General features: G+C 65.3%; 18 protein-coding genes, 3 pseudogenes and 1 other annotated feature. Of the genes and pseudogenes, 13 read left to right on the top strand and 8 right to left on the bottom strand.

Annotation, left to right across the window (positions count from 1 at the left end; genetic code table 11):
- On the top strand, positions 1-362 hold a 362-nt coding region (locus tag ACN0V4_RS20290), incomplete at its 5' end, for a DUF1403 family protein (protein WP_417679522.1).
- 2 nt (positions 363-364) lie between these two features.
- Entirely contained in the window at positions 365-961 is a 597-nt protein-coding gene (gene scpB / locus ACN0V4_RS20285; RefSeq protein WP_417679520.1) for an SMC-Scp complex subunit ScpB, read from the top strand.
- Positions 962-980: 19 nt separating this feature from the next.
- On the opposite strand, the pseudogene ACN0V4_RS20280 reads toward scpB, so the two are convergent.
- The 6 genes and pseudogenes from ACN0V4_RS20280 to ACN0V4_RS20255 all read right to left on the bottom strand — a co-directional run.
- Positions 981-1,148, bottom strand: a pseudogene (locus ACN0V4_RS20280) (helix-turn-helix domain-containing protein); the annotation flags it as partial.
- 108 nt (positions 1,149-1,256) lie between these two features.
- Positions 1,257-3,044: a DUF927 domain-containing protein gene (locus tag ACN0V4_RS20275; protein ID WP_417679518.1), complete on the bottom strand. Its 1,788-nt coding sequence runs from the start codon at positions 3,042-3,044 to the stop codon at positions 1,257-1,259.
- A 151-nt stretch (positions 3,045-3,195) separates the two neighbouring features.
- Complete coding sequence (locus ACN0V4_RS20270; protein ID WP_417679516.1) at positions 3,196-4,398, bottom strand: IS256 family transposase; 1,203 nt, start codon at positions 4,396-4,398, stop codon at positions 3,196-3,198.
- 666 nt (positions 4,399-5,064) lie between these two features.
- A complete protein-coding gene (locus ACN0V4_RS20265) occupies positions 5,065-5,580 on the bottom strand; it encodes a transposase (RefSeq protein WP_417679514.1) in 516 nt (171 codons plus the stop codon).
- Between the two features lie 496 nt (positions 5,581-6,076).
- A protein-coding gene (locus ACN0V4_RS20260) for an IS3 family transposase (RefSeq protein WP_417679512.1) occupies positions 6,077-7,305 on the bottom strand; the annotation gives its coding sequence in 2 pieces (ribosomal slippage) (positions 6,077-7,017 and positions 7,017-7,305; 1,230 coding nt in all).
- Positions 6,908-7,024: a sequence feature (AL1L pseudoknot), on the bottom strand. It overlaps the preceding gene by 117 nt.
- Positions 7,306-7,320: 15 nt before the next feature.
- The gene (locus ACN0V4_RS20255) at positions 7,321-7,809 is read right to left on the bottom strand and encodes a hypothetical protein (RefSeq protein ID WP_417679510.1); all 489 of its coding nucleotides are present in this window, start codon (positions 7,807-7,809) and stop codon (positions 7,321-7,323) included.
- A gap of 93 nt (positions 7,810-7,902) precedes the next feature.
- Between ACN0V4_RS20255 and ACN0V4_RS20250 the strand changes: the two genes are divergently transcribed.
- The 3 genes and pseudogenes from ACN0V4_RS20250 to ACN0V4_RS20240 form a co-directional block, all read left to right on the top strand.
- Positions 7,903-8,217, top strand: a complete 315-nt coding sequence (locus ACN0V4_RS20250) for a transposase (protein WP_417679508.1) — start codon at positions 7,903-7,905, stop codon at positions 8,215-8,217.
- Positions 8,214-8,567 (top strand): IS66 family insertion sequence element accessory protein TnpB, encoded by a 354-nt coding sequence (gene tnpB, locus ACN0V4_RS20245; RefSeq protein WP_417679506.1) that lies wholly within the window; start codon positions 8,214-8,216, stop codon positions 8,565-8,567. The genes ACN0V4_RS20250 and tnpB overlap by 4 nt, the downstream gene beginning before the upstream one ends.
- 136 nt (positions 8,568-8,703) lie before the next feature.
- Positions 8,704-8,865: pseudogene (locus ACN0V4_RS20240) on the top strand (transposase domain-containing protein); the annotation flags it as partial.
- Between the two features lie 477 nt (positions 8,866-9,342).
- Here ACN0V4_RS20240 and ACN0V4_RS20235 read toward each other — a convergent pair.
- Positions 9,343-9,657, bottom strand: a pseudogene (locus ACN0V4_RS20235) (DUF2793 domain-containing protein); the annotation flags it as partial.
- A 360-nt stretch (positions 9,658-10,017) separates the two neighbouring features.
- Here ACN0V4_RS20235 and ACN0V4_RS20230 point away from each other — a divergent pair.
- A complete protein-coding gene (locus tag ACN0V4_RS20230; protein WP_417679504.1) occupies positions 10,018-12,423 on the top strand; it encodes a hypothetical protein in 2,406 nt (801 codons plus the stop codon).
- Between the two features lie 8 nt (positions 12,424-12,431).
- On the opposite strand, the gene ACN0V4_RS20225 is transcribed toward ACN0V4_RS20230, so the two are convergent.
- The gene (locus ACN0V4_RS20225; protein WP_417679502.1) at positions 12,432-13,370 is read right to left on the bottom strand and encodes a LysR family transcriptional regulator; all 939 of its coding nucleotides are present in this window, start codon (positions 13,368-13,370) and stop codon (positions 12,432-12,434) included.
- 145 nt (positions 13,371-13,515) lie between these two features.
- On the opposite strand from ACN0V4_RS20225, the gene ACN0V4_RS20220 reads away from it, so the two are divergent.
- From ACN0V4_RS20220 to ACN0V4_RS20190, 7 genes are all read left to right on the top strand, one after another.
- Positions 13,516-14,883 carry an amidase gene (locus ACN0V4_RS20220; RefSeq protein ID WP_417679500.1) on the top strand — a complete coding sequence of 456 codons (1,368 nt, stop codon included), beginning with the start codon at positions 13,516-13,518 and terminating at the stop codon, positions 14,881-14,883.
- 147 nt (positions 14,884-15,030) lie between these two features.
- Positions 15,031-16,323, top strand: a complete 1,293-nt coding sequence (locus ACN0V4_RS20215; RefSeq protein ID WP_417679498.1) for an ABC transporter substrate-binding protein — start codon at positions 15,031-15,033, stop codon at positions 16,321-16,323.
- Entirely contained in the window at positions 16,323-17,120 is a 798-nt protein-coding gene (locus tag ACN0V4_RS20210) for an ABC transporter ATP-binding protein (protein WP_417679496.1), read from the top strand. Before ACN0V4_RS20215 ends, ACN0V4_RS20210 begins: the two co-directional genes overlap by 1 nt.
- Positions 17,113-17,862, top strand: a complete 750-nt coding sequence (locus ACN0V4_RS20205; protein WP_417679494.1) for an ABC transporter ATP-binding protein — start codon at positions 17,113-17,115, stop codon at positions 17,860-17,862. The genes ACN0V4_RS20210 and ACN0V4_RS20205 overlap by 8 nt, the downstream gene beginning before the upstream one ends.
- A 4-nt stretch (positions 17,863-17,866) precedes the next feature.
- A complete protein-coding gene (locus tag ACN0V4_RS20200; protein ID WP_417679492.1) occupies positions 17,867-18,751 on the top strand; it encodes a branched-chain amino acid ABC transporter permease in 885 nt (294 codons plus the stop codon).
- 10 nt (positions 18,752-18,761) lie between these two features.
- Positions 18,762-19,805, top strand: coding sequence for a branched-chain amino acid ABC transporter permease (locus tag ACN0V4_RS20195; protein WP_417679490.1), 1,044 nt, complete (start codon positions 18,762-18,764; stop codon positions 19,803-19,805).
- 6 nt (positions 19,806-19,811) lie between these two features.
- Positions 19,812-21,428, top strand: coding sequence for a GMC family oxidoreductase (locus ACN0V4_RS20190; protein ID WP_417679488.1), 1,617 nt, complete (start codon positions 19,812-19,814; stop codon positions 21,426-21,428).
- Positions 21,429-21,440 lie beyond the last annotated feature (12 nt).

The raw sequence follows: 21,440 nt of genomic DNA, 5'->3' as shown, positions 1-21,440 counted from the left end.
CCCTGGGCTGGGATCATCTGCTGCCGCTGCTGGCGACGGGGCTGAAACGCGCCGACCTGCGCAAGCGGGATGGCGACCTGCGGTTGGCCTGCCATCGCGCGGTGGCCGCCGCGGCGGTGCAGGTGGCGCGCCTGGCTGCGGACCTCGGCCGAAGGGCGGCGCGACTGACGGCGGTGGCGCCGAAGCTGCGCGCCAGGGGGGCGGCGCAGGCGGTCGAGATCTTTCTGAGCCGGGATGCGGTGGCGCCCTCGGCGCTGCCTTTGCCGGATCGCGCCGCCCGGCGGCTGTGCGACCGGCTGGTCGACCTCGGCGTGGTGAGCGAACTGACTGGGCGCGACAGCTTCCGGCTCTACGGGCTGTAGTGATGGTCAGGGATCGCCCCAAGCCGGAGCTGGACCGCGAGCTGTCCGACCTGCCGCCCGAGCTGCGCTGGCGCGAATGGATGCGGCGGATCGAGGCGGTGCTTTTCGCCAGCGCCTCGCCGGTGCCGCGCGAGGATTTGGCGCGCGTGGTGGGGCGGGGGGTCTCGGTCGATCTGCTGGTGGAGGACTTGGCTGCCGATCTGGAAGGCCGCGCCTTCGAACTCGCCAAGGTGGCGGACGGCTGGATGTTCCGCACGCGCCCCGCCTACGCGCCCGCGATCCGGGCGGCGGCGGATGTGGCGGATCAGCTGCTGGAGCTGAGCGAATTCGATATCGCCGTCCTCGCTGCCATCGCCTATCATCAGCCGATCACCCGCGACGGGCTCAAGGACATCTTCGGCAAGGAGATCAGCCGCGATCTGGTCGGCCGGCTGCATGCCCAAGGTCTGATCGGCACCGGGCCACGGTCCCCCCGCCGCGGCGCGCCCTATACCTTCGTGACGACCGAGAAATTCCTAGCTGCCTTCGATCTGGAGAGCTTGCGTGATCTTCCCGACCGGGAGCAGCTGGAGGATGCTGGGGTGATTGTTCAGGTGTAACGCGGTCAATGGTGTCCTGGGTGTCCTGAAAGGAGACCAAGCCAATCTTGGCCAGGCGCCATGCGTGGCGCTTGAGCCCGGAGAGCGAGAAGCCCGTCTGCTCCATCAGATGGGCGTTCGACGCCCAGACGATCGTGGTCGCGGAGGATCCGCCTGCCGCCAGACGCCGTCCCCATGGCTCTAACAGGCTCGATAATATGGGATCCTCTGGTTGTGTCCCTATTATCGAGCTTCATGTGAGGCCGGCGCCGGCTCGGATCGCTGTCGAATAAAGCCGACCTTCCGCCGTCGCGGGTCAGGCGCCGAGGATGTCGGCGCGGATCCGGTAGACGCGGGGGCGTTGCTTGCCGAAGCCGGGCAGTCTGTACTGCAGGCTGTTGCGCTCCCCTCCCGGCTCCAGATAGCCTGCGGCCTGCAGGTGCTCTCCGGCGCGCCTGGTGTCGTAGCCCCGATGGATCTCATCGAAGGAGGGCTTGAGGATGTAGAAGTAATCCTCGTCGCGATAGCCGGCGGCCTCATGGCTCCGCGCGGCAGGCGCCTCGAGATTGTTCTGGTCGCCGTTCCGCAGGATGGCGAAGCGGCTGTCTCCGAACCGCTGTAGGTAGTCGCGCGTGATCTCGACGGCAGCCGTCTGATCAGTGGAGGTATCTGCGCCGCGATGCTCGTACCATGCTGCGGCCACCCGTGCCACGGCGTCGGAGGCAGCGCCGCTCGGCCAGCCAGTGATCTGCAGCTTTCGGGCGAACTCGCCCGCCGTTGCAATCAGCGCAAAGCGGTCCAGTACCCGCAGGATCTCGTTCCCCGCCGTGCCGGCATCTAGGTCGAGCCGATTCATCAGCTTCGCGAGTTCTGTACGGTGGGTATTCTCGGTGATCGTTCGGATCGTCCCCGTGCGGTCCGCCACGATGAGGTTGCGGACAAAGATAGGCCCCGCATGGCCGCTGTCCCTGGGCGCAATGCACTCAAGCTCACGTGCGAAATCCTTCGAGGAGGGGAACCCGTGGAGGTCGTCGAACGCACCGTGGGTCATCCCCGTCACCGGGATGTCGATCATGCGGACACCTTGGCCACCGCGCAGAGAGTGCCCTTGGTCGCGCAGGACCTTGCGGACGGGCGTCTCGCCGGTGGACAGGATCGAAACCCGCCATTGCTGACGTGCCTGGGCCTTGCCGGTCACCGTCGCGCGGTTCTTGCCTGCACCATTTGCGGCCGAATAGATGTCGTCCCCGAACCCTGCATGCGGCTCCCGGGGCAACTCGTCGAGGCCGAGGAAAGTATCGTTCGCCTCGACAAGCAATCCTGCGAGGCCCGAGCTCGTCGACGTCCAGGAGAACTCCTTCGAGGCCGAAGGCCAGACCGACAAGGCGGCCTGAAGGATTTTTGTCTTGCCGATTGATGTCGCGCCATGGAGGTGGAAGATTCCCCCGGTCCGGTTCGTGAGGGCGAGCAGAGGGCCGCTGAGGGCCAGCGAGATTCCGAAGATCAGGAAGGGGTTGCCGAGGCAGAGAGCGGCGATGCCCGACTGCCAGCTCTCGAAGCTGCCGGTGCTGAAGCGGTTGACGGCCCCGGTGTAGATCATTGTTTCGTTCGTGCTGGTCGGCGCGATGATGCGTCCGTCAGCGAGGGCGAAGGCGGTGCAATCGCGGTTCCAGCCGGCCTGATCGAGGCGCAGGGCGTAGCAGCTTGGCGTCCAGGACTTGAGGAAGGTGATCAAGTCATCCCGCTGCCCATGGATCTGCATCCCACAATCGGCAAGTCGCGCGATGGCATCCAGTGGTTTTGCCTCGATCTCCGCATGCGGCAAGACGCATTCGATCACGCGCTGGTCGGGTGTCAGGACTTCCACCAGGCGCGCCCAGCCATGGCCATCGGGATCGCGGACCAGCGCGGTGACGCGCAGGGGAGAGCAGACCGCCATCCCGGGATTACCGTGCCGATCGCTGATGTGGATTTTGCGGTGCGCCAGCAAATAGGGGCGCGGCAGCTTTGCGCCTAGATCGCAGAGGAAACGGTCAGCGGTGGAGAGTTCCGACGTCTGCGGTGTGCCGGTGGTGGCCAGGTTCGGGGAAGGGGTCTGGGTCATGGGGCGTCCGTTTATTGTACTGCCCCGAATGTCGGGCAGGGGGACGCAAATCGCAAACAGAGGCTGTCGGTTATCCACATATTCCGCGATGATGTCCCGGAAGGTGGTGTAGCTCGCTGCGGGCCTCGCGCTTTCAAGCGGGCCGAGTTGGTCAGTCGCTCTGCGCTGCAGGCAGGCTGACAGTGAGACCATCGCAGACGGGCGCGAGCGTTTCCAGCGTCATGTATCTGGCGCGCTGTACCGTCCATTCCTCGGTCTGTTCCATCAGGATTGCGCCGACGAGGCGCCGGATTGAAGCCTCGTTCGGAAAGATGCCGACAACATCTGTGCGCCGTTTGAGCTCGCCGTTCAGGCGCTCAATCGGGTTGGTGCTGTGTAACTTGGCGCGATGCTGGACCGGGAAGGTCATGTAGGCCCAGACGTCCTCCTCGGCGGTGTCCATGAGCGTGGCCAGCTTCGGGAGCTTGCCGCGCATCTGGTCCGCCAACAGCCGCCACCGGGCCTTCGCCGCCGCATGGTCGGGCTGGGCGAAGGCGGTGGCAATGAAGGTGGAGACCACCCGGCGGCTGTTCTTGCCGGCATGGGCGAGAGCATTGCGCTGAAAGTGGACCCGGCAGCGCTGCCAGGCCGTGGACAGAACCCGAGCGGTGGCGGCCTCGATGCCCTCATGCGCATCGCTGATCACCAGCTTCACGCCGCCGAGTCCACGGCGGACGAGGTCACGCAGGAACTCGGTCCAGAAAGGCTCGGCCTCGGAGGCACCGATCGCCATGCCCAGGACCTCGCGCCTGCCGTCGGTGTTGACGCCGACCGCGAGCGTGACCGCGACCGATACGATTCGGCCGCCTTGGCGGACCTTGAGGTAGGTGGCATCGATCCAGAGGTAGGGCCATTCCCCCTCGATCGGCCGCGTCAGGAAGGCGTCGACACGCTCGTCGATTTCCTCGCACAAGCGGCTTACCTGGCTCTTCGATACACCGGTGCCGCCCATAGCTTGCACCAGATCATCCATCGATCGCGTCGAGACGCCATGGACATAGGCTTCCTGGATGACCGCCGTCAGGGCCTTCTCTACCGAGCGCCGCGGCTCGAGAAAGGACGGGAAATACGAGCCCGTTCGCAGGCGGGGAATCCGCAGCTCGACGCTGCCAGCGCGGGTCTGCCAGTCCCGATCGCGATAGCCGTTGCGCTGCGCCAAGCGCTCGCTGCTCTTCTCGCCATAGTCAACACCGGTCTTGGCGCCGACCTCCAACTCCATCAGCCGCTCGGCCGCAAAGCCGATCATCTCGCGAAGCAGGTCGGCATCGGCGCTCTTCTCTACGAGCGCACGCAGGTCCATCATGGGTTTGGTCATCGGGGGTATCCCTCGGTTCAGGTTGGATCAGCAACCCGACCCTACCGAGAAACCCGATGGCCACCGAAAGCTACACCACCTCCAGGGACGTCACCTATTCCGCTTGCGGTGTTTGCCGTCCAGCCGGGGCGCGGTCAGTTGGTTAACGGAAGTTTGGGAAAAGTCATTTAGTATCAATAGCGTCCAAGCGTCCATTGGACGAAGGGGGGATGCCCCATCTGAAGGATCGTCTAATGAACATTTAAATGGCGTTACACCTGTTACACCGTTACAAGTCACTTATAATACTAATAAATAAAGGAAAAAAAGGCGTAACGCACCGTGTAACGCAGGCGCACTCCGCGTTACATATATCTACTTTCTTATATATCTTCTTTTCTTCAGGGAGGGTGCGGGAGGGTGCGCCAGTCTCCGGCCATACACCCTTCTGGGATCATATCACCTTAGCTGCTGTGATCGGGCGGGTTTGGTCAATAGCGATCACTGTCCAGCGAGGAGGTCCATGCTTCTGTCCGTGGTCGGCGCGCCGCCACACGATGCGGACTGTGGAGGTCGGGATGCTCCAAAGCTGTACCTCGGCTTCAAACGAGCCAGGGGCAAATCCGAGCTTATCCCGTCCGTCGTCCCTGCCCGGGACGTCACACCGTCGTCCAAAGGCGCCGGATCTCAGTGATGACGAGCGCGTGGTTTTGGTGGCGCGCGCAGCCTCATCGATGTCGTCATCATGCTACTAGCGAGGTCTTGGGCCGAAGCTGGTGGCCGACCCGTCGCCCAATATGCTGTTCCGGACTTCCACATCGCCAGCAGGATCATTGCAAGCTTGCGGCTCACGGCAACGATCGCCTTCTTCATCGATGTCCGTTGTGCAATCCTCAGCCCCCAAGCCTTCAGTGGCGACATGACCCGCGCCCGCCCGAGGATACTCGCGGCCGCCTCGAATAGCATGACACGAACGTGCGGATCACCGGCCTTGGTGATCCGTCCGGTGATGTCGGTCATGCCAGATTGCCATCGTCGTGGGGTCAGTCCAGCCCAGGCCCCAACATCCCGGCTGCGCGGAAAGCGGTCCGGGTTGTCGACGGCGCTTCGAAAGGTCAGCGCCACGATTGCGCCGACGCCCGGGGGTGCCGAATGCGTCGATGACCTGGTTCGGATTGAGAGGTTGCAAGATGCGCCTCTCAAGCATCTGTTACTGTCCGAACTGCTTGATCAATGAGAGCCGTCGGCATGAGATTAGGCTGGGGGGAAGGAAGAAGGGGTGGTGTAATGTCTGATCGCGGAAGTTGTTGGTGATTTTTTCACGGATCCTGATTTCATTGGCAGTAGCCGGCTGCGTCCGGGTGTCGTCGATGAGGTGACCGGCCTGCAATTCAATGCCCCTGATCGGGCCGGTGACTTAGACCGGATCAGAGACATAAATATCGCGACCTGGCGCGGTCCCGTGCTGAGATGATCAGCGGCTGGCGACAATGCAGCGAGCTGCTCATCGCTGCCAATGACCTACACAGAAAACATTAAGTCGCTGAATGTAAGTCGTGTAGGTCATTCCCCCAGCCAGATCGGTGCGCTTGCGGCGATGAGAGCAAGAAACATCACACAGTTGCTGATCAACAATGCGAGCTCACCGTCAAGCATGGGGTGAACCGCGCCGGATTTGCCGGAGGCTGATTTCGATTAGTTACGCGGCCATGTCTTCAGGTTCCAGAGCTGCGTAGAAGTTTGCCTCGGCTTCCGCCGGCGGAATGTTCCCGATTGGCTCTAGCAGGCGGCGGTTGTTGAACCAGTCGACCCATTCGAGGGTGGCATACTCGACGGCCTCGAAGTTGCGCCACGGCCCGCGACGATGGATGACCTCAGCCTTGAACAGACCGTTGATCGTCTCCACCAAGGCGTTGTCGTAGCTATCTCCGACGCTGCCGACGGAAGGTTCGATGCCAGCCTCGCCCAGCCTCTCAGTGTATTTGATCGACAGGTATTGCGACCCGCGGTCGGAATGATGGACGAGCCCTGCGCCCTTGACAGGGCGGCGATCACAGACAGCCTGTTCGAGGGCATCGAGAACGAAACCTGCGTGCGCTGTCTGGCTCGCCCGCCAGCCAACGATGCGGCGCGCGTAGGCGTCGATGACGAAAGCGACATAGACGAACCCCCTCCAAGTGGCGACGTAAGTGAAATCGCTGACCCAGAGCATGTTCGGAGCAGGCGCGCGGAACTGCCGGTTCACCTTGTCCAGGGGACACGAGGCCTTCTTGTCGGGGATCGTCGTCCTGTGCGGCTTGCCCCGGATGATGCCATGAATGCCCATGTTCTTCATCAGCCTGGCAACGGTGCAACGGGCGACATGGAAGCCTTCCCGATCCAGCTGACGCCAGACCTTGCGCACGCCGTAGACGCGCCAGTTCTCTTCGAAGACGCGCTCGATCTCGGGCCGCAGGACTTCGTCGCGCCGGGCGCGGTCCGACAGCCGGGCCGGATCGGCCCGCTTCGCCAGGTGATCGTAGTAGGTAGACGGGGCGATCGGCAGAACTCTGCAGATCGGCTCGACCCCGTGCGCCTCACGCTGATCGTCGATGAACCCGACCATCACTTCGACCGGCGGTCGAGCTCCGCCATCGCAAAATATGCGCTCGCCTTACGCAGGATCTCGTTGGCCTGGCGCAGCTCCCGGTTCTCTCGTTCCAGCGCTTTCATCTTCTCTGCCATGTCGGTCGGGATGCCCGCGCGCTTGCCGCTGTTGACCTCGGCCTTCTTGACCCATTCGTTCAGCGTCTGCGGCGCACAACCAATCTTCGCGGAAATCGACATAACTGCCTGCCAGCGCGATCCATGCTGCCCCTCATTGTCGAGGACCAAACGCACGGCGCGTTCGCGCACTTCTGGGGAAAACTTGTTCGTTGTCTTGCTCATGATGCTCCACCTTACTCAGGAGTTGGAGCCTCCGGCAAACCCGGCGCGGTTCATTGCACTCGAGTGCTTCGGCGTAGTGTAGATTACAACTTCGTTCGAGCGCTCGCCTTCGCTCGGCTTTGCCGACTTCTGAGAGTCAGGCAGCGCATCTTTCAAGCGTGGCTTCTTCCGATCCGAGAGATCTGCATCGACTTTCCGATGCTCGCGCGCGGCGAACTCCCCCAGCCGCCGATTGCGAAGCTCCTCAACGACCCACGCAAGCGGGTACTGGAACAGCTCCTTTCGATAGCTCCGGAATCTGTAGAGATTGTGGCGTCCGTTCTTCTGCCTACATTCGATCCACGCAAGCGCGTCGATCGCGTCAAGATATGTCTGGCATTTGAGAGCCCGGAGCTTCTGCCCAACAGCTCGGATGAAGCGCGGAGCGTCGATCGCGCCGAAGGCGTGCAACACGCGCGACGCCGTGTAATGCTTCTCGAGTCCGAGCTCAACGTGCAGCAGCAAGACTGCACATTTCTCTACCCTGGCGTAAGCGTTGCGTCGCCCCCACACTTTCGAGCTGATGCCTGATCTGAGATTCATAGGCTTTTTTGATTTGTGGGGAGTTTCTCGGTGGGAGCTACAAACGAGTTTCTGGCAAGCGTGCCTCGCCGTTCGGACGCCAAGCGGAATTGGCCGCCGGAGTTGAAGGCGCGGATCGTGGCGGAGACGCTGATTGAAGGCGAGACGGTCAATGCGGTTGCGAAGCGGTATGAGTTGATCCCCAGCACGGTGTCGGATTGGCGGCGGATGGCGCGGCAAGGTAAGCTGGTCCTGCCGAATTTGGACGGCATGGATTTTGTGCCTGTGGAGATTGAGACGCCTGCGCCAGCGCCCCTGGTCGCTGAGATCGCGCGGGCCATGGCCTCGTGATCACGCCATCCCACAAGGTCCGGCTTTTTGTGGCCAGTGATCCGGTGGACTTTCGCAAAGGCCATGGCGGGCTGGCTGCGCTGGTGCAGAGCCAGCTGCGCCAAAAGCCTTTTGATGGGTCGGTTTATGTCTTCCGCGCCAAGCGGGCGGACCGTCTGAAGCTGATCTACTGGGACGGGAGCGGACTGGTGATGGCGTACAAACGGCTGGAAGATAACAGCTTCACATGGCCCGCGATCAAGAATGGGGTGATGCGGCTCGAACCGGCCCAGTTTGAGGCTCTGTTCGCAGGTCTGGATTGGCGGCGGGTGCAGCCCTTGGAGGTGGCCGCTCCCTCTGCGGCGGAGTGACTCACAGGGGCGTTTGCGCGGGTCATTCTGCCCTTGTTTTGTTATGGCATCGGGCATGACCGCACCTGATGAATTGCCCGATGACATTGCCGAGTTGAAGGCAATTATCCGCACGCAATAAGATCAGAATGCGCGGATCGAGGCCCTGGTTGCCTCCTTCAAGAAGGCGCTCTTCGGGGCCAAATCCGAGAAGATCGATCCAGCCCAATACGAGTTGGAGCTTGAAGACATCGAAACAGCAATCGCACAGGTGGAAGCCGAGATCGATGCCGATGAACGCACCGCGCCCGTTAGGCCATCGAAGCAGCGCCAGACCAATCGGGGATCGCTGCCCAAGCATCTGGAACGGGTTGAAGTGGTCATTGATGTACGGGGGCCCATCAGACCCGAGCCCCATCCCGCCGACAGTTGGAACGCGGCCGGATGTCGTGTCGGTCGCACTGGCGACCACGGCTGTCCCGGCCAGAACACCCGTGGTTGCGTTGATTTTCAGGGCCTCGGTCCAGGTGCTGCCGTCGGGGCTGACCTTGAGCGACCAGTCGTCACTGCCGGCCAACCCCATCTCGGCGCGGCCGGACCAGTTGCTTTGATAGAGCAGGCTGGCGGTGTCGGCGCCGGTCTTCTTGTTGATCTTGAGCTGGTGGCCGGCGCCGTCATGGCTCAGCAGCGTCGCCTCGGCCTTCACCGACAGCCGGTTGGTGGCATCGTGATCGGTGCGGATGCCGAGGCCTGCGACCTGGTCGAGATCGGCGGCGGGCAGCCCCCAGGCGGCGCCATCCCAGATCCGCAAGGTGCCACTGTCGCGACTGCAGGCGCGCCAGCCGGGCTGGAGATCGACGAACAGCCAGGTCTCGTCGATCCAGGCCGCCAGGCTCAGCGGATGGCCGGCCCAGGCGGCGGTGGGCACCGCCCCCAGGGCATAGACCCTGCCCGCTTCCGGCAGCTCGGGCGGGGTTTCGGCATCGAAGGCCTCGACCACCGTCTGCGCCAGCATATCCAGCCGGCGCAGCGCCCCGTTATGGGTCACATAGGGCTGGGCCTGACCCGGCACCAGGACCGGCAGGGCGAGGATCGGGGTGGTGTCCGACATGGCGGGCGCTCCTTCGGTTGGGCGGGACATCGGCGCGACACTGCCGCGCGCCGGGTTAAGCCCGGTTTGAGGCGGTGCGCGGCGGGGTGAAGAAATCCTGAAGCCGGCGCACGGTGCGGGCCGCGCCGGGCGGCCCTCTGGGCCGCGCCTCCGGCGGGGATATTTGCAGCTAGAAAATATTTGCAGCTAGAAAAAGGCAGGGGCGCCGCGCCCTGCCCGGCCGTCCCGCCGCATTCGACACAAGCTTGAAGCATCTTCCCCGGTTTCGCCCTTTTTCCGCGCCCCTCTCCGCCGCCTTGCCGGGCGAGGCTGGGAGGCGGGGATGCGGTGCGGTCGGAGAGGATTGGGGGAACCACAGCCATGGCGCTGAGTTTGACGGGGCGGCTCTTGTCGCGCGACAGCCTGCTTGACACCGATCTGCGCGATATCGCGATCCACCAGACCGAGACGGGCAGTTATCTTTATGCCGCGACCGGGCTCAGCGGCGGGCTCAGCGTCTATCGGATCGACGAGGGCGGCGGCCTCGCCCGGCTGGCGGACAGCAGTTACTTCACTGTCGCCGACCTGAGCATGGGCGGGTTCGACATCGTCGAGACCGGCGGCAGCGCCCGGCTGGTGCTGCATGAGGTGGGCGGCGGCAGCCTGATCGGCTATGCCATCGAGGCGGACGGCAGCCTGGCCGAGGCGGCGACGATGGATCTGCCCGGCTCGAGCCGGCAAACCCCCTCGGCGGTGGCCTCCTTCGCGCTCGGCGGCGGTCGGGCGGCGCTCTATATGGTCGAGGCGGAGACCGGCAATATCGACGGCTGGATCGCCGATCATTCCGGCAGCATCACCGCCTCGGCCAGGCTTTCCGGCGAGGCGTCGCATTACATGCTCGACAGTCAGGCGGTGCTGGCGGTGGCCGAGACTGCCCGAGGCCGGGCCTTTCTGCTGGCCGCCGACAGCGCCAGCCAGGGGCTGAGCTGCTATGCCATCGACGCCAAGACCGGGGCGCTGGAGCGGACCGCCACCCTGGGCGCCGCCGACGGGCTGGGGGTGGCTGCGCCCTCGGCGATCGAGACGGTGACCCATGACGGCACCACCTGGGTGCTGCTGGCGGCCTCGGGGTCGAGTTCGATCAGCGTGATGGAGCTGGAGGCGGATGGCAGCCTGCGGGCCACCGATCACATCATCGACACGCTGGCCACCCGGTTCGACGGCATCACCGCGCTGGAGGTGGTGGAGACCGACGGCCACATTCTGGTCTTCGCCGGCGGCGCCGATGACGGGCTCAGCCTGTTCTCGCTGCTCGACGACGGCCGGCTGGTGCATCTGCAGAGCCTCGCCCATGAGGAGGGGCTGGGGCTGGAGAATATCACCGGCATCGAGGCGATCCGCACCGGCGACCGGATACAGATCTTCGTCACCTCGGGGGGGGAGGCCGGGTTGTCGCAATTCTCGCTCGACCTCAGGGCGCTCGGATCGGTGCTGAGTTCGGCCGATGCCGCTGGCGGCGCCTCTGCCGGTTCCGGCGCGATCCCGGTGATCGAGGGCGGGGTGGGCGATGACATCCTGGTCAGCGATGCCGCCGGCGGCGAGCTGAGCGGCGGCGGGGGGGCGGATACCTTCGTGCTCTCCCCCACCGACGAGGTGTTGCGCATCCTCGATTTCGAACGCGGCACCGATCGGTTGGACCTGAGCTCTTTCCCGATGCTGCGCAGTCTCGACCAGCTGAGGTTCGAGCCGACGGCGACGGGCACCTGGGTGCGCTTCGGCGAGACCGAGATCAAGGTGGTCAGCGCCGACGGCAAGCCGCTGGGGCCGGCCGATCTCTGGCCCGGGGGCTTCGATACGCCGGATCGGGTCGATCCGTCCCCGGAGGGGGGCGGCGGTGACGGCGGCGGGACCTCGGGCGATGATGTGCTGACCGGCGGCGGCGGCGATGACCGGCTGTCCGGCGGCGGTGGCGACGATCAGCTCTTTGGTGGCGATGGGCACGACAGGCTTCTGGGCGGCGCGGGGGCCGATCTGCTCGAGGGCGGTGGCGGCGACGATACCCTCAGCGGGGAGGTCGGCGACGACCGGCTGATGGGGCGGGATGGGGCCGATCTGCTGCTGGGCGGGGCCGGGGCGGATGAGCTCAGCGGCGGCGGCGGCGCCGATGTGCTGCGCGGCGGGACCGGCGGCGACTGGCTAGAGGGCAATGCCGATGATGACCGGCTGTTCGGGGATGCCGGTGACGATCAGCTGTTCGGCGGCGATGGCAATGACCGGCTGGTCGGCGGTGCGGGCGACGATCTGCTCGACGGCGGCGACGGGCGGGACGTGCTGCAGGGCAAGGGCGGCGCCGATCGGCTGATCGGGGGCACTGGTGCGGATCGGCTGAGCGGCGGGGCGGGGGATGATCAGCTGCTGGGCGGGACGGGATCGGACCGGTTGCGCGGCGGCGGCGGCAACGATCGGCTCTGGGGCGGGGCGGGCGACGACCGGCTGTTGGGGCGGGCCGGTCAGGACTGGCTGCAGGGCGGCGAGGGCGACGATCAGCTCACCGGCGGCGGCGGTCGCGACCGCTATGTCTTCGCCGAGGATCACGGCGACGATTCGATCACCGATTTCAACCCCGATCAGGACCGCATCCAGCTGGATATCCCGGGGCTGAGCTTTGGCGATCTGAGGATCGAGGCCCTGGGCCAGGATACGCTGATCGACACCGGCGAGGGCACCATCCTGCTGCAGGGGGTCGATGCCGAGGACATCGGCCCCGGGCATTTCCTGTTCTCCTGAGACCCGGTTCAGGCCGGCCCCTGCCCCGGCGCCACGTTGCGGTATCCCAGCGCCACATGCGCCTTCAGCTCGGCGATGAACTCGACCAGATTGGGCGGCTTCTGATCGCCATAGTGATCGGCGGTGACGATATTCGGCGCCGGCAGATCATCGGTCAGCCGCAGCCGCTTGGTATTGGCCTCGATCGGCAGCGGGCTGGCCGGCCAGGCGTTCAGCACGGTGCCGCCGAAACCGGAGGAGACCGCGCGGATCACCGTCTCGTAATGGCTGCTGCGGAAACCGATGGCCGGTTTCTTCGCCACATAGTCGAACAGCGTCATCAGATAGGTGGTGGTCAGCGGCAGGCTGAGCAGCGCGATCGGTTCGCTGCAGAGCTGGGCGAGCGAGATCGCCTCGAAACGCGCCAGCGGGCTGCCGACATGGACCATCGCATGCGGCGGGGCGCGGCCGATATATTCGATGGTGCAGTCGAAATCGGGGCCGAGATCATAGATCACCGCCACGTCGATCTCGCCCCGGTCGAGCGCCCGCTTGAGCGAGACCTGATCGGTCTCAAGCAGCGTGATCTCGAAAAACCCGATCCGTTCGCGCAGCTTGCGCAGCACGTCGATCATCATGATCGGGCCGAAGGGTTCGAAACAGCCGATCCTGAGCGGCCCATGTGCCGCGCCCGACAGCATCAGGCTGTCGCGGAATTCGCGTTCGGCCGACAACAGACGTCGCGCCGCCGCCAGATAGCGTTCCCCCATCGCGGTCAGCACCACCCCCCGGCCCTTTCGCCGATCGAAGATGCGAGCGCCCAAATCTTGTTCAGCCAGGTCGATCGCCGCCAGAATGGAGGATTGTGAAATATGCATCTCGCGCGAGGCCTTGGCGATGCTGCCGGTCTCGTAAACCGCCAGTACATATTGGATTTGCCGCAGCGAGGCGCCCACCAAGATCTCCATTTCCTGTATATATCTTGTGTATATTTTGCATTTTACAAAGTTGTGGGCGCAGCGCAGCTTTTTTTTACAGATAAGATAAAAACCGGAAATCACTGTGCTGGAAGCTAAGAAAACCCCGATTTCGGGGGCGGATGCGTGTTGCCTGATGACAAGTGCGGAGCTGGCGCAAGCCTATGCCGCGGGGAGGCTGTCGCCGGTCGAAGTGACCGAAAAGGCGCTGGACCGGGCCGAGACGGCGCAGGCAAGCTGCAACGCCTTCACCCTGATCGACCATGAGGGCGCGCTGGAGATGGCTCGCGCCGCCGAGGCGCGCTGGCAGGCGGGCACCCCGCTGTCGCCGCTCGACGGGGTGCCGTCGACGATCAAGGATATCGTCTCGATCAAGGGCTGGTCGGTGCGCTATGGCTCCCGGCTGTCCGACCCGACCCCCTGCGCGGCCGATGCCCCCAGCGTGGCGCGGATGCGCGCCGCGGGTCTGGTCTTTCTCGGCATGACCACGACGCCGGAATTCGGCTGGAAGGCGATCACCGACAGTCTCTATTCCGGCATCACCCGCAACCCCTGGAACCGGGATGTCACCCCGGGCGGCTCCTCGGGCGGCGCCGCGGTGGCCGCCGCCATGGGCGCCGGGGTCTTCCACCTGGGCTCGGACGGCGGCGGGTCGATCCGGGTGCCTGCAGCCTTCACCGGCATCTCCGGCATCAAGCCGACCTTCGGCCGGGTGCCCGCCTATCCGGCCAGCCCCTTCGGCACCGTCGCCCATATCGGCCCGATGTGCCGCCGCCCCGAGGATGCCGAGGCGATGCTGGCGGTGATGTCGGGGCGCGATCTGGCCGACTGGTTCCAGGGCGCGGCGGCATTTCCGGCGCTCTCGCCTGAGGCGGTCACCCCCAAGGGCAACAAGATCGGTGTCTGGCGGACACCCCCCTCGGGCTATGTCGAGGCCGAGGTCGCGGCGCAATTCGAGAAATCGCTCGCCGATCTGGCCGAGGCCGGCGCCGAACTGATCGAATTCGAGCTGCCGATGCGCGATCAGCTGCTCGACATCTTCAACTGGCACTGGATTGCCGGCGCCCGCCGCCGGCTCGACATGCTGGGCGACTTCGATGCCAGCCAGGTCGACCCCGGGCTCTATCAGATGGCCGAACAGGCGCGCGACTGGCGGGTGTCGGATTACGTCGCCAGGGTGAACCTGCGCGCCGCCTATGGTGCCGAGATGGACCGGCTGCTGGCCGAGGAGCTCGATTATCTGGTCGCCCCGGGGGCCGCCATCCTGCCCTTCACCGCCGGCGAGGAATTGCCCGAGAACAGCGGCCTCTCGCGCTGGATCGAATGGGCCGGCTTCTCCTATCCGATCAACCTCAGCCAGCAGCCGGCGATGTCGGTGCCGGCCGGGCTCAGCGCCGGGGGCCTGCCGCATTCGCTGCAGATCATCGCCGGGCGCGGCGCGGATTCGCAGGTGCTGGCGCTGGCCAAATGGTGGGCCGGGCGCCATCCGGAGTATTTCCTCTGAGCTTTCACGACCCCGCCGGCCGCGGCCGGCGGATCTCCCCCGGGGGCGGGGCCTGCGATCTCCGCCCCCGAAAAAACAAGACGACCAAGACCTGAAAAACACGTCGGACAACCGACGGATATCCAACAGACCAACAAGGAGACGACATTGCTGAACCGACGTTCCATGCTCATGGGCACGGCCGCCCTCGGCTCGGCGGCCTCGCTGCTGTCCGGTGCCAAGGCCGCCCATGCCGCCGACACCTCGCCGATCGCGATCGGTGCGGTATTGCCGATGACCGGTGCCGCCGCCGCCGACGGCACCGAATTCGAAAACGGCCTGAAGATGGCCATCGAGGAAATCAATGCCATGGGCGGCGTGCTCGGCCGCCCGCTGGAGCTGCATGTCGAGGACAGCTCGGCGATGAACGCCGAGATCGTCAGCCAAGGGATGCAGCGGCTGATCGACAAATACGAAACCCCGGTGATCGTGAACGGCTATAACTTCGGCACCGGCATGATCGAGATGGATGTCGCCGCCGATAACGACATCATCTTCATCCACTACAACACGCTGATCTCGCACAACACCAAGTTCAAGACCGACCCGGACCGCTATTACGGCTCGTTCCAGGGCGATCCGCCGGAATATTACTATGGCCCGGGCCTTCTGACCTATCTCAACGGCCTGATCGACAGCGGCCAATGGGCGCCCGAGAAGAAGACCATCGCGCTGGTCACCTCCTCGGCGGAATATTCCATCGTCATCGCCAATGCGGTGCGCGACCAGGCCAAGGATTACGGCTGGGACGTGACGCTGTACGAGACCGTGGGCTTCCCCAACAACCAATGGGGCCCGACCCTGGCCAAGCTGCGCCAGGATCCGCCGGCGGTGATCGCGGTCACCCACTTCCTGCCGCAGGATCTCGCGGCCTTCATGACCCAGTTCATCCCGCAGCCGACCAAGTCGCTGATCTACATGCAATACGGGCCGTCGCTGCCGGCCTTCAAGGAGATCGGCGGCGCGGCGGTCGAGGGCGTGCTCTATTCCACCGTGGTGGGCTGCCTGCCGGACGATTATTCCGAGGCCTTCCGCACCACCTATCGCGAGAAGTTCGGCGCCAATGCTTCCTATCTGACCGGCTCGCAGACCTATGACGGCCTGTGGAAATGGGCGCTGTCGGCGGCCATCGCCGGCGGCCCCGGCGCGCCCTATGACAAGGCGCAGATGAAGAAGGTCGCGGCGGCGATGAACATGCTGGTCTATCGCGGCGTCAACGGCATCTGCAACTTCGACCCCGATGGGCAATCGGCGATCTGCTATCCGGCGCAGACCTCGGACGCCTCGCTGGGGATGCCGCATCAGTTCCTGCAACACCAGGATCTGACGACCGATCCGGTGCTGATCTCGCCCCCGGCCTATGCCAAGGGCAGCTTCAAACTGCCGCCCTGGATGTCGTGATGACGGCAGCTTCGGCTCCGATCCTGCGCTGCGAGGACGTCTCGCGCCACTACGGCTCGCTCCGGGCCGTGGATGGCGTGTCGATGTCGGTGATGCCCGGCGAGGTGCTGGGCATCGGCGGCCCCAATGGCGCCGGCAAGACCACGTTCTTCGACGTGGTCACCGGCATCACCGCCCCCAGCGGCGGCCGGATCATCTTCGACGGCCATGACGTGACCGAGATGGGGGCGGACCGGATCTGCCATCTGGGCATCGCCCGCACCTTCCAGCTCAATGCCGCCTTCGAACATATGACGGTCGAGGAGAACGTCCAGGTCGCCGCCCAGTTCGGTCGCGCCGGCCGCCGCTTTCCGGGCTTCCGGCTCAGCCGCGCCACCCGCCAGGCCACCGAGGCGGCGCTCGATTTCGTCGGCCTCGGCGACAAGCGGCGGCTGCTGGCGCGCGATCTGCCGGTGCTCGACCGCAAGCTTCTGATGATCGCCGGCGCCATGGCGACCCGGCCCCGCATGGTGTTTCTCGACGAGCCGGTCGGCGGGCTCAACAGCGGTGAGATCGACCATATCCAGGATCTGGTGCGCCAGATGTGCGCGGCCGGCATCACCATCGTGCTGATCGAACATGTGATGCGCTTCCTGCTGACGCTGTCGACCCGGGTGCTGATCATGCATCACGGCCAGCTCATCTTCGAAGGCCCGCCCGAGGCGGTGGCCGAGAACGAGACCGTGGTCGAAACCTATCTGGGCAAGGGCGTGGCCGATCGGCTGAAAACCCATTTCGGAGAGGCCGCCCATGCTTGAGCCGAGATTTCCCACCCAGCCCAGTGCCCAGCCCGCCGCCCTCGCCGTCGAGGGGGTGAGCGCCGGCTATGACGGCCCCGACGTGCTGCACGGGGTGACGCTCGCCGTCCCCAAGGGGCAGATTGTCACCGTGGTGGGGCCGAATGGCCATGGAAAATCGACCCTGCTCCGGACAATTTCGGGTCTGACCCGGCTGCGCCAGGGTCGCATCCTGGCCGAGGGGCGCGAGATCCAGAAGCTGAAACCCTATCAGGTGGCCGCCGCCGGCATCGCCCATGTGCCGCAAGGCGATCTGCTGTTTCCCGAGATGACGGTCTACGAGAACCTGCTGATGGGGGCCTATACCAGCTCCGACCAGGACCGGATCGAAAAGCGCCTGGCCTTCGTCTATGATCTGCTGCCCCGGCTCAAGGAGCGGCACGCGCAGGTGGCCTCCTCGCTCTCGGGCGGCGAGCGGCGGATGGTCGGCATCGGCCGCGGGCTGATGGCCGGCGGCGAGGTGATGCTGATCGACGAACCCTCGCTGGGTCTGGCGCCCTTGGTGATCGAACAGATCTACGAGGTGATCGGCGCCCTGCGTGCCGAGGGGCGCACCATCCTGCTGGTCGAGGAAAACCCCGCCCGCGTCGCTCATCTGAGCGATGTCATGCACCTGCTCGACGACGGGCGGGTGGTCTGGTCCGGCGCGCCCGAGGAACTCCTCGAGCGCGAGGAACTCCTGTCAACCTATCTGGGAGGCTGAAGACATGGATGTCACGATCGCCATTCTGGTCACCGGCCTGACCAATGGGGCGCTCTATGCGCTGGCGACGCTGGGGCTGTCGCTGGTCTGGGGCTCGATGGGGATGCTCAACATGGCGCATGGCTCGATGCTGGCGCTGGGGGGCTATATGGTCTTCACCATGGCGGTGGGGCTGGGGCTGCCGGTCTGGACCGGCTTCATCGCCGCCGCCGCCGCCGGGGCGGTGTTCGGCGGGCTTCTCTATCTCGGTGTGGTACGCCCCCTGCTGAAGGCGGGCGGCCCCGGGTTCGAGACCTCGGTGATGATCGCCACGGTGGGGATTTCCATCGCGCTGGAGAACGCGCTGCTGCTGGTCTATGGCGGCCGGCCGCTGCCGCAGCCCTTCGCGGTTCCGGGTTCGCTGCACCTGGGCGAGGGGGTGATGCCCTGGCTCAACGTGGTGATCGTCGTCGTCGCCTTCGTGGTGATGGCGGTGATGGGCTTCCTGATCGCCAAGACCAAGATGGGCCGGGCGATCCGCGCCACCGCGCAGAACCGCGATGCGGCGCTGCTCATGGGGGTGCCGGTGGAATGGACCTATCTGCAGGTGCTGGGGCTTGCCGGCGCCCTGGCCGGGATCTGCGGCGTGCTGCTCAGCGCGGTGACCCAGCTCAGCCCGACGCTCGGCGCCGATCCGATGCTGAAGGCCTTCATCATGTGCGTGGTCGCGGGGCTGGGCAATCTGCCCGGCGCGGTGATCTCGGCCTTCGGCCTCGCACTGATCGAGGCGGCGGTGCAATTCGGCCTGGGCGCCCGCTGGGGTTTTCCGGTGCTTCTGATGCTGGTCATCGCCATTCTGATCTGGCGCCCGAACGGTCTGTTCGGCCGCGCCCAAATCCGCCGGATGTGAGGGAGCTGACATGAGCGAGACATTCCTCAAGACCCCCTCCTCCACCCGCGGCGGGCTGCGCGCCGATCTGGCGATCGGCATCGTCTTCCTGGTCTGCGCCATCGCCGCCCCCTTCGTGATCGACAGCAAATATCTGATCGGCCAGCTGATCGTGGGCCTCTTCTGGGCGGCGATCGCGGTGCAGTGGAACCTGCTCTTCGGCTATGCCGGGGTGTTCAGCCTGGCGCAAATGGCGGTCTTCGCCGTCGGCGGCTATGGCACCGCGATGACCGCCACCTATCTGGGTTTCAACATCTGGCTGGCGATCCTCTCGGGCGCGGTCGGCGCCACCCTTTTCTCCATGGTGGTGGGGCTGGCCTGCCTCAGGCTGCAGGGCGTCTATGTGGCGCTGCTGACCTTCGCCATCTCCAATGTGCTCTATCTGCTGATCGTCACCGATACCGCCTGTTTCCAGATGATCGGCACCACCTGCCGGCAATTCACCGGCGGCGCCGGCGGTTTCGCCCGTTTCGGTGATTTCGGCATGCGCCAGCTGTTGCGCGCCGATTGGGTCAAGGGCAATTACGCCATCGTGCTGGCCGGCTTCCTGCTGACGCTGATCGCCTCCTGGGTGATCATCCGCAGCCCGATGGGCCTGGCCTTCAAGGCGCTGCGCGACAACCAGAGCTATGCCGTGGCCCGCGGCATCAACCGGTTTCACACCCAGCTGCTGGTCTTCGGCATCTCGGCCTTCTTCACCGGGCTGACCGGCGGGCTCTATGCGGCGCATTTCCAGGCCATCAGCCCCAGCGTGTTCTCGATGTCGACGCTGCTCTTCATCATGGCGATCGCCGTGGTGGGCGGCACCGGCACCTTCTGGGGGCCGGTGCTGGGCACCATCGTGCTGATGGTGGCGGACGAGCTGATGCGCGACGCCGGCCAGTTCCGCACCCTGGGCCTCGGCCTGCTGATCGCGGTCTTCGTGGTGCTCCTGCCACGCGGTATCGTCGGCCGGCTCAGCGATTTCCTCACAACGATCCGGGCGCGCAAGGCCGCGCCGCAACAGGGAGACTGACCCCTCATGACCGCCTCTTACGACACCATCATCGTCGGTGCCGGTTCTGCCGGTTGCGTCCTGGCCAATCGCCTCTCCGCCGATCCCGCCCGCAAGGTGCTGCTTCTGGAGGCCGGTGGCGATCAGCCGATCAACGCCAAGGTGCCCTCCGACTGGGTGACGCTGTTCAACACCTCGGCCGACTGGGGCTATCACACCGTGGCGCAGGAGGGCTGCGCCGGTCGCCGCATCTTCTGGCCGCGCGGCAAGATGGTCGGCGGATCGGGCGCGATGAATGCGATGATCTATATCCGCGGCCTGCCCTATGACTTCAACAACTGGGTCGATCTCGGCTGCGAGGGCTGGGGCTGGGACAGCATCCTGCCCGAGATGATGGCCTTCGAGAACAACGCCAATCACCGCAATTCCCCCCTGCATGGCACCACCGGCCCGCTGCATGTGGAGACCATCGACTATTCCCACCCCTATGAGCACGCCTGGGTCGAGGCCGGGGTTGCCGCGGGCTTTCCGGCCAACGCCGATTTCAACGGCGAAAGCCAGGAGGGCTTCGGCTTCTTCCAGCTGATGATCAAGGAGGGCGCGCGCTCGGGCACCAGCCGGGCCTATCTCGACCCGGTTCTGACCCGACCGAACCTGACGCTGAAGACCGGCGTGCTGATCACCAAGGTCATCATCGAGGAGGGCCGCGCCAAGGGGGTCGAATATCTGGAGAAGGGCCATCTGAAACAGGTCTTCGCCGAGAGCGAGGTGGTGATGGCCGCTGGCGCCATCGGCACCGCGCAGATCCTGCTGCTCTCCGGTCTCGGGCCGGCGGATGAGCTGAAGGGCGTCGGCATCGCGCCGCTGCTCGACGTGCCGGAGCTGGGCAAGAACCTGCAGGATCATATCAACGTCGCCTACAGCTATTACACCAAGGAGCCCGCCGGCATCGGCACCTGGGACGCCGATTTCCTGGCCGAGAGCTTCGCCGAATGGGAAACCTCGAAGACCGGGCCGCGCACCTCGCCCTTCGTGGCGGCCGGCGCCCATGTGCGCTCCGGCCCCGATGTGGCCGAACCCGATCTGCAGCTTTACGGCGCGGTCACCCCGCACCGCGATTACGCCCGCTTCCTGGCGCTGAAATCGGGCATGACCATGCATACCACGCTGCAGCGTCCCAAAGGCCGGGGCGAGATCACCCTGCGCTCGGCCGATCCGATCCAATACCCCGATATAGACCCTAAATATTTCTCCTCCGACCCCTCGGGATCGGATCTCGCCACCCTGGTCGAGGGCATCAAGATTCAGCGCCGGGTGGCGCAAAGCGGACCCCTGAAGGATCTGCTTGATGGCGAGATGCAGCCCTCCTCCGACTGCCAGACCGATGCGGAGATCGGCGACTATATCCGCCGCCACTGCATGACGCTCTATCACCCCTCCTCGACCTGCCGGATGGGGACGGACGCTGGCGCGGTGGTCGACAGTGCCACCTTGAAATTCAACGGCATCGTGGGGCTTTATGTCGCCGACGCCTCGGCCATCCCTGAGATGGTCTCGGGCAACCTGAACACCACCGTGGTGACCATCGCCGAACGCGGCGCGCGCTCGATCCTGACCGGCTCGGCGCTCCGCCCGGCGGGCTGAGCCGCGGCCAAG

The organism is Pseudodonghicola sp. (assembly GCF_048268305.1).
Taxonomy (GTDB): domain Bacteria; phylum Pseudomonadota; class Alphaproteobacteria; order Rhodobacterales; family Rhodobacteraceae; genus Pseudodonghicola.
This window is presented reverse-complemented; position numbering and strand designations above follow the sequence as displayed.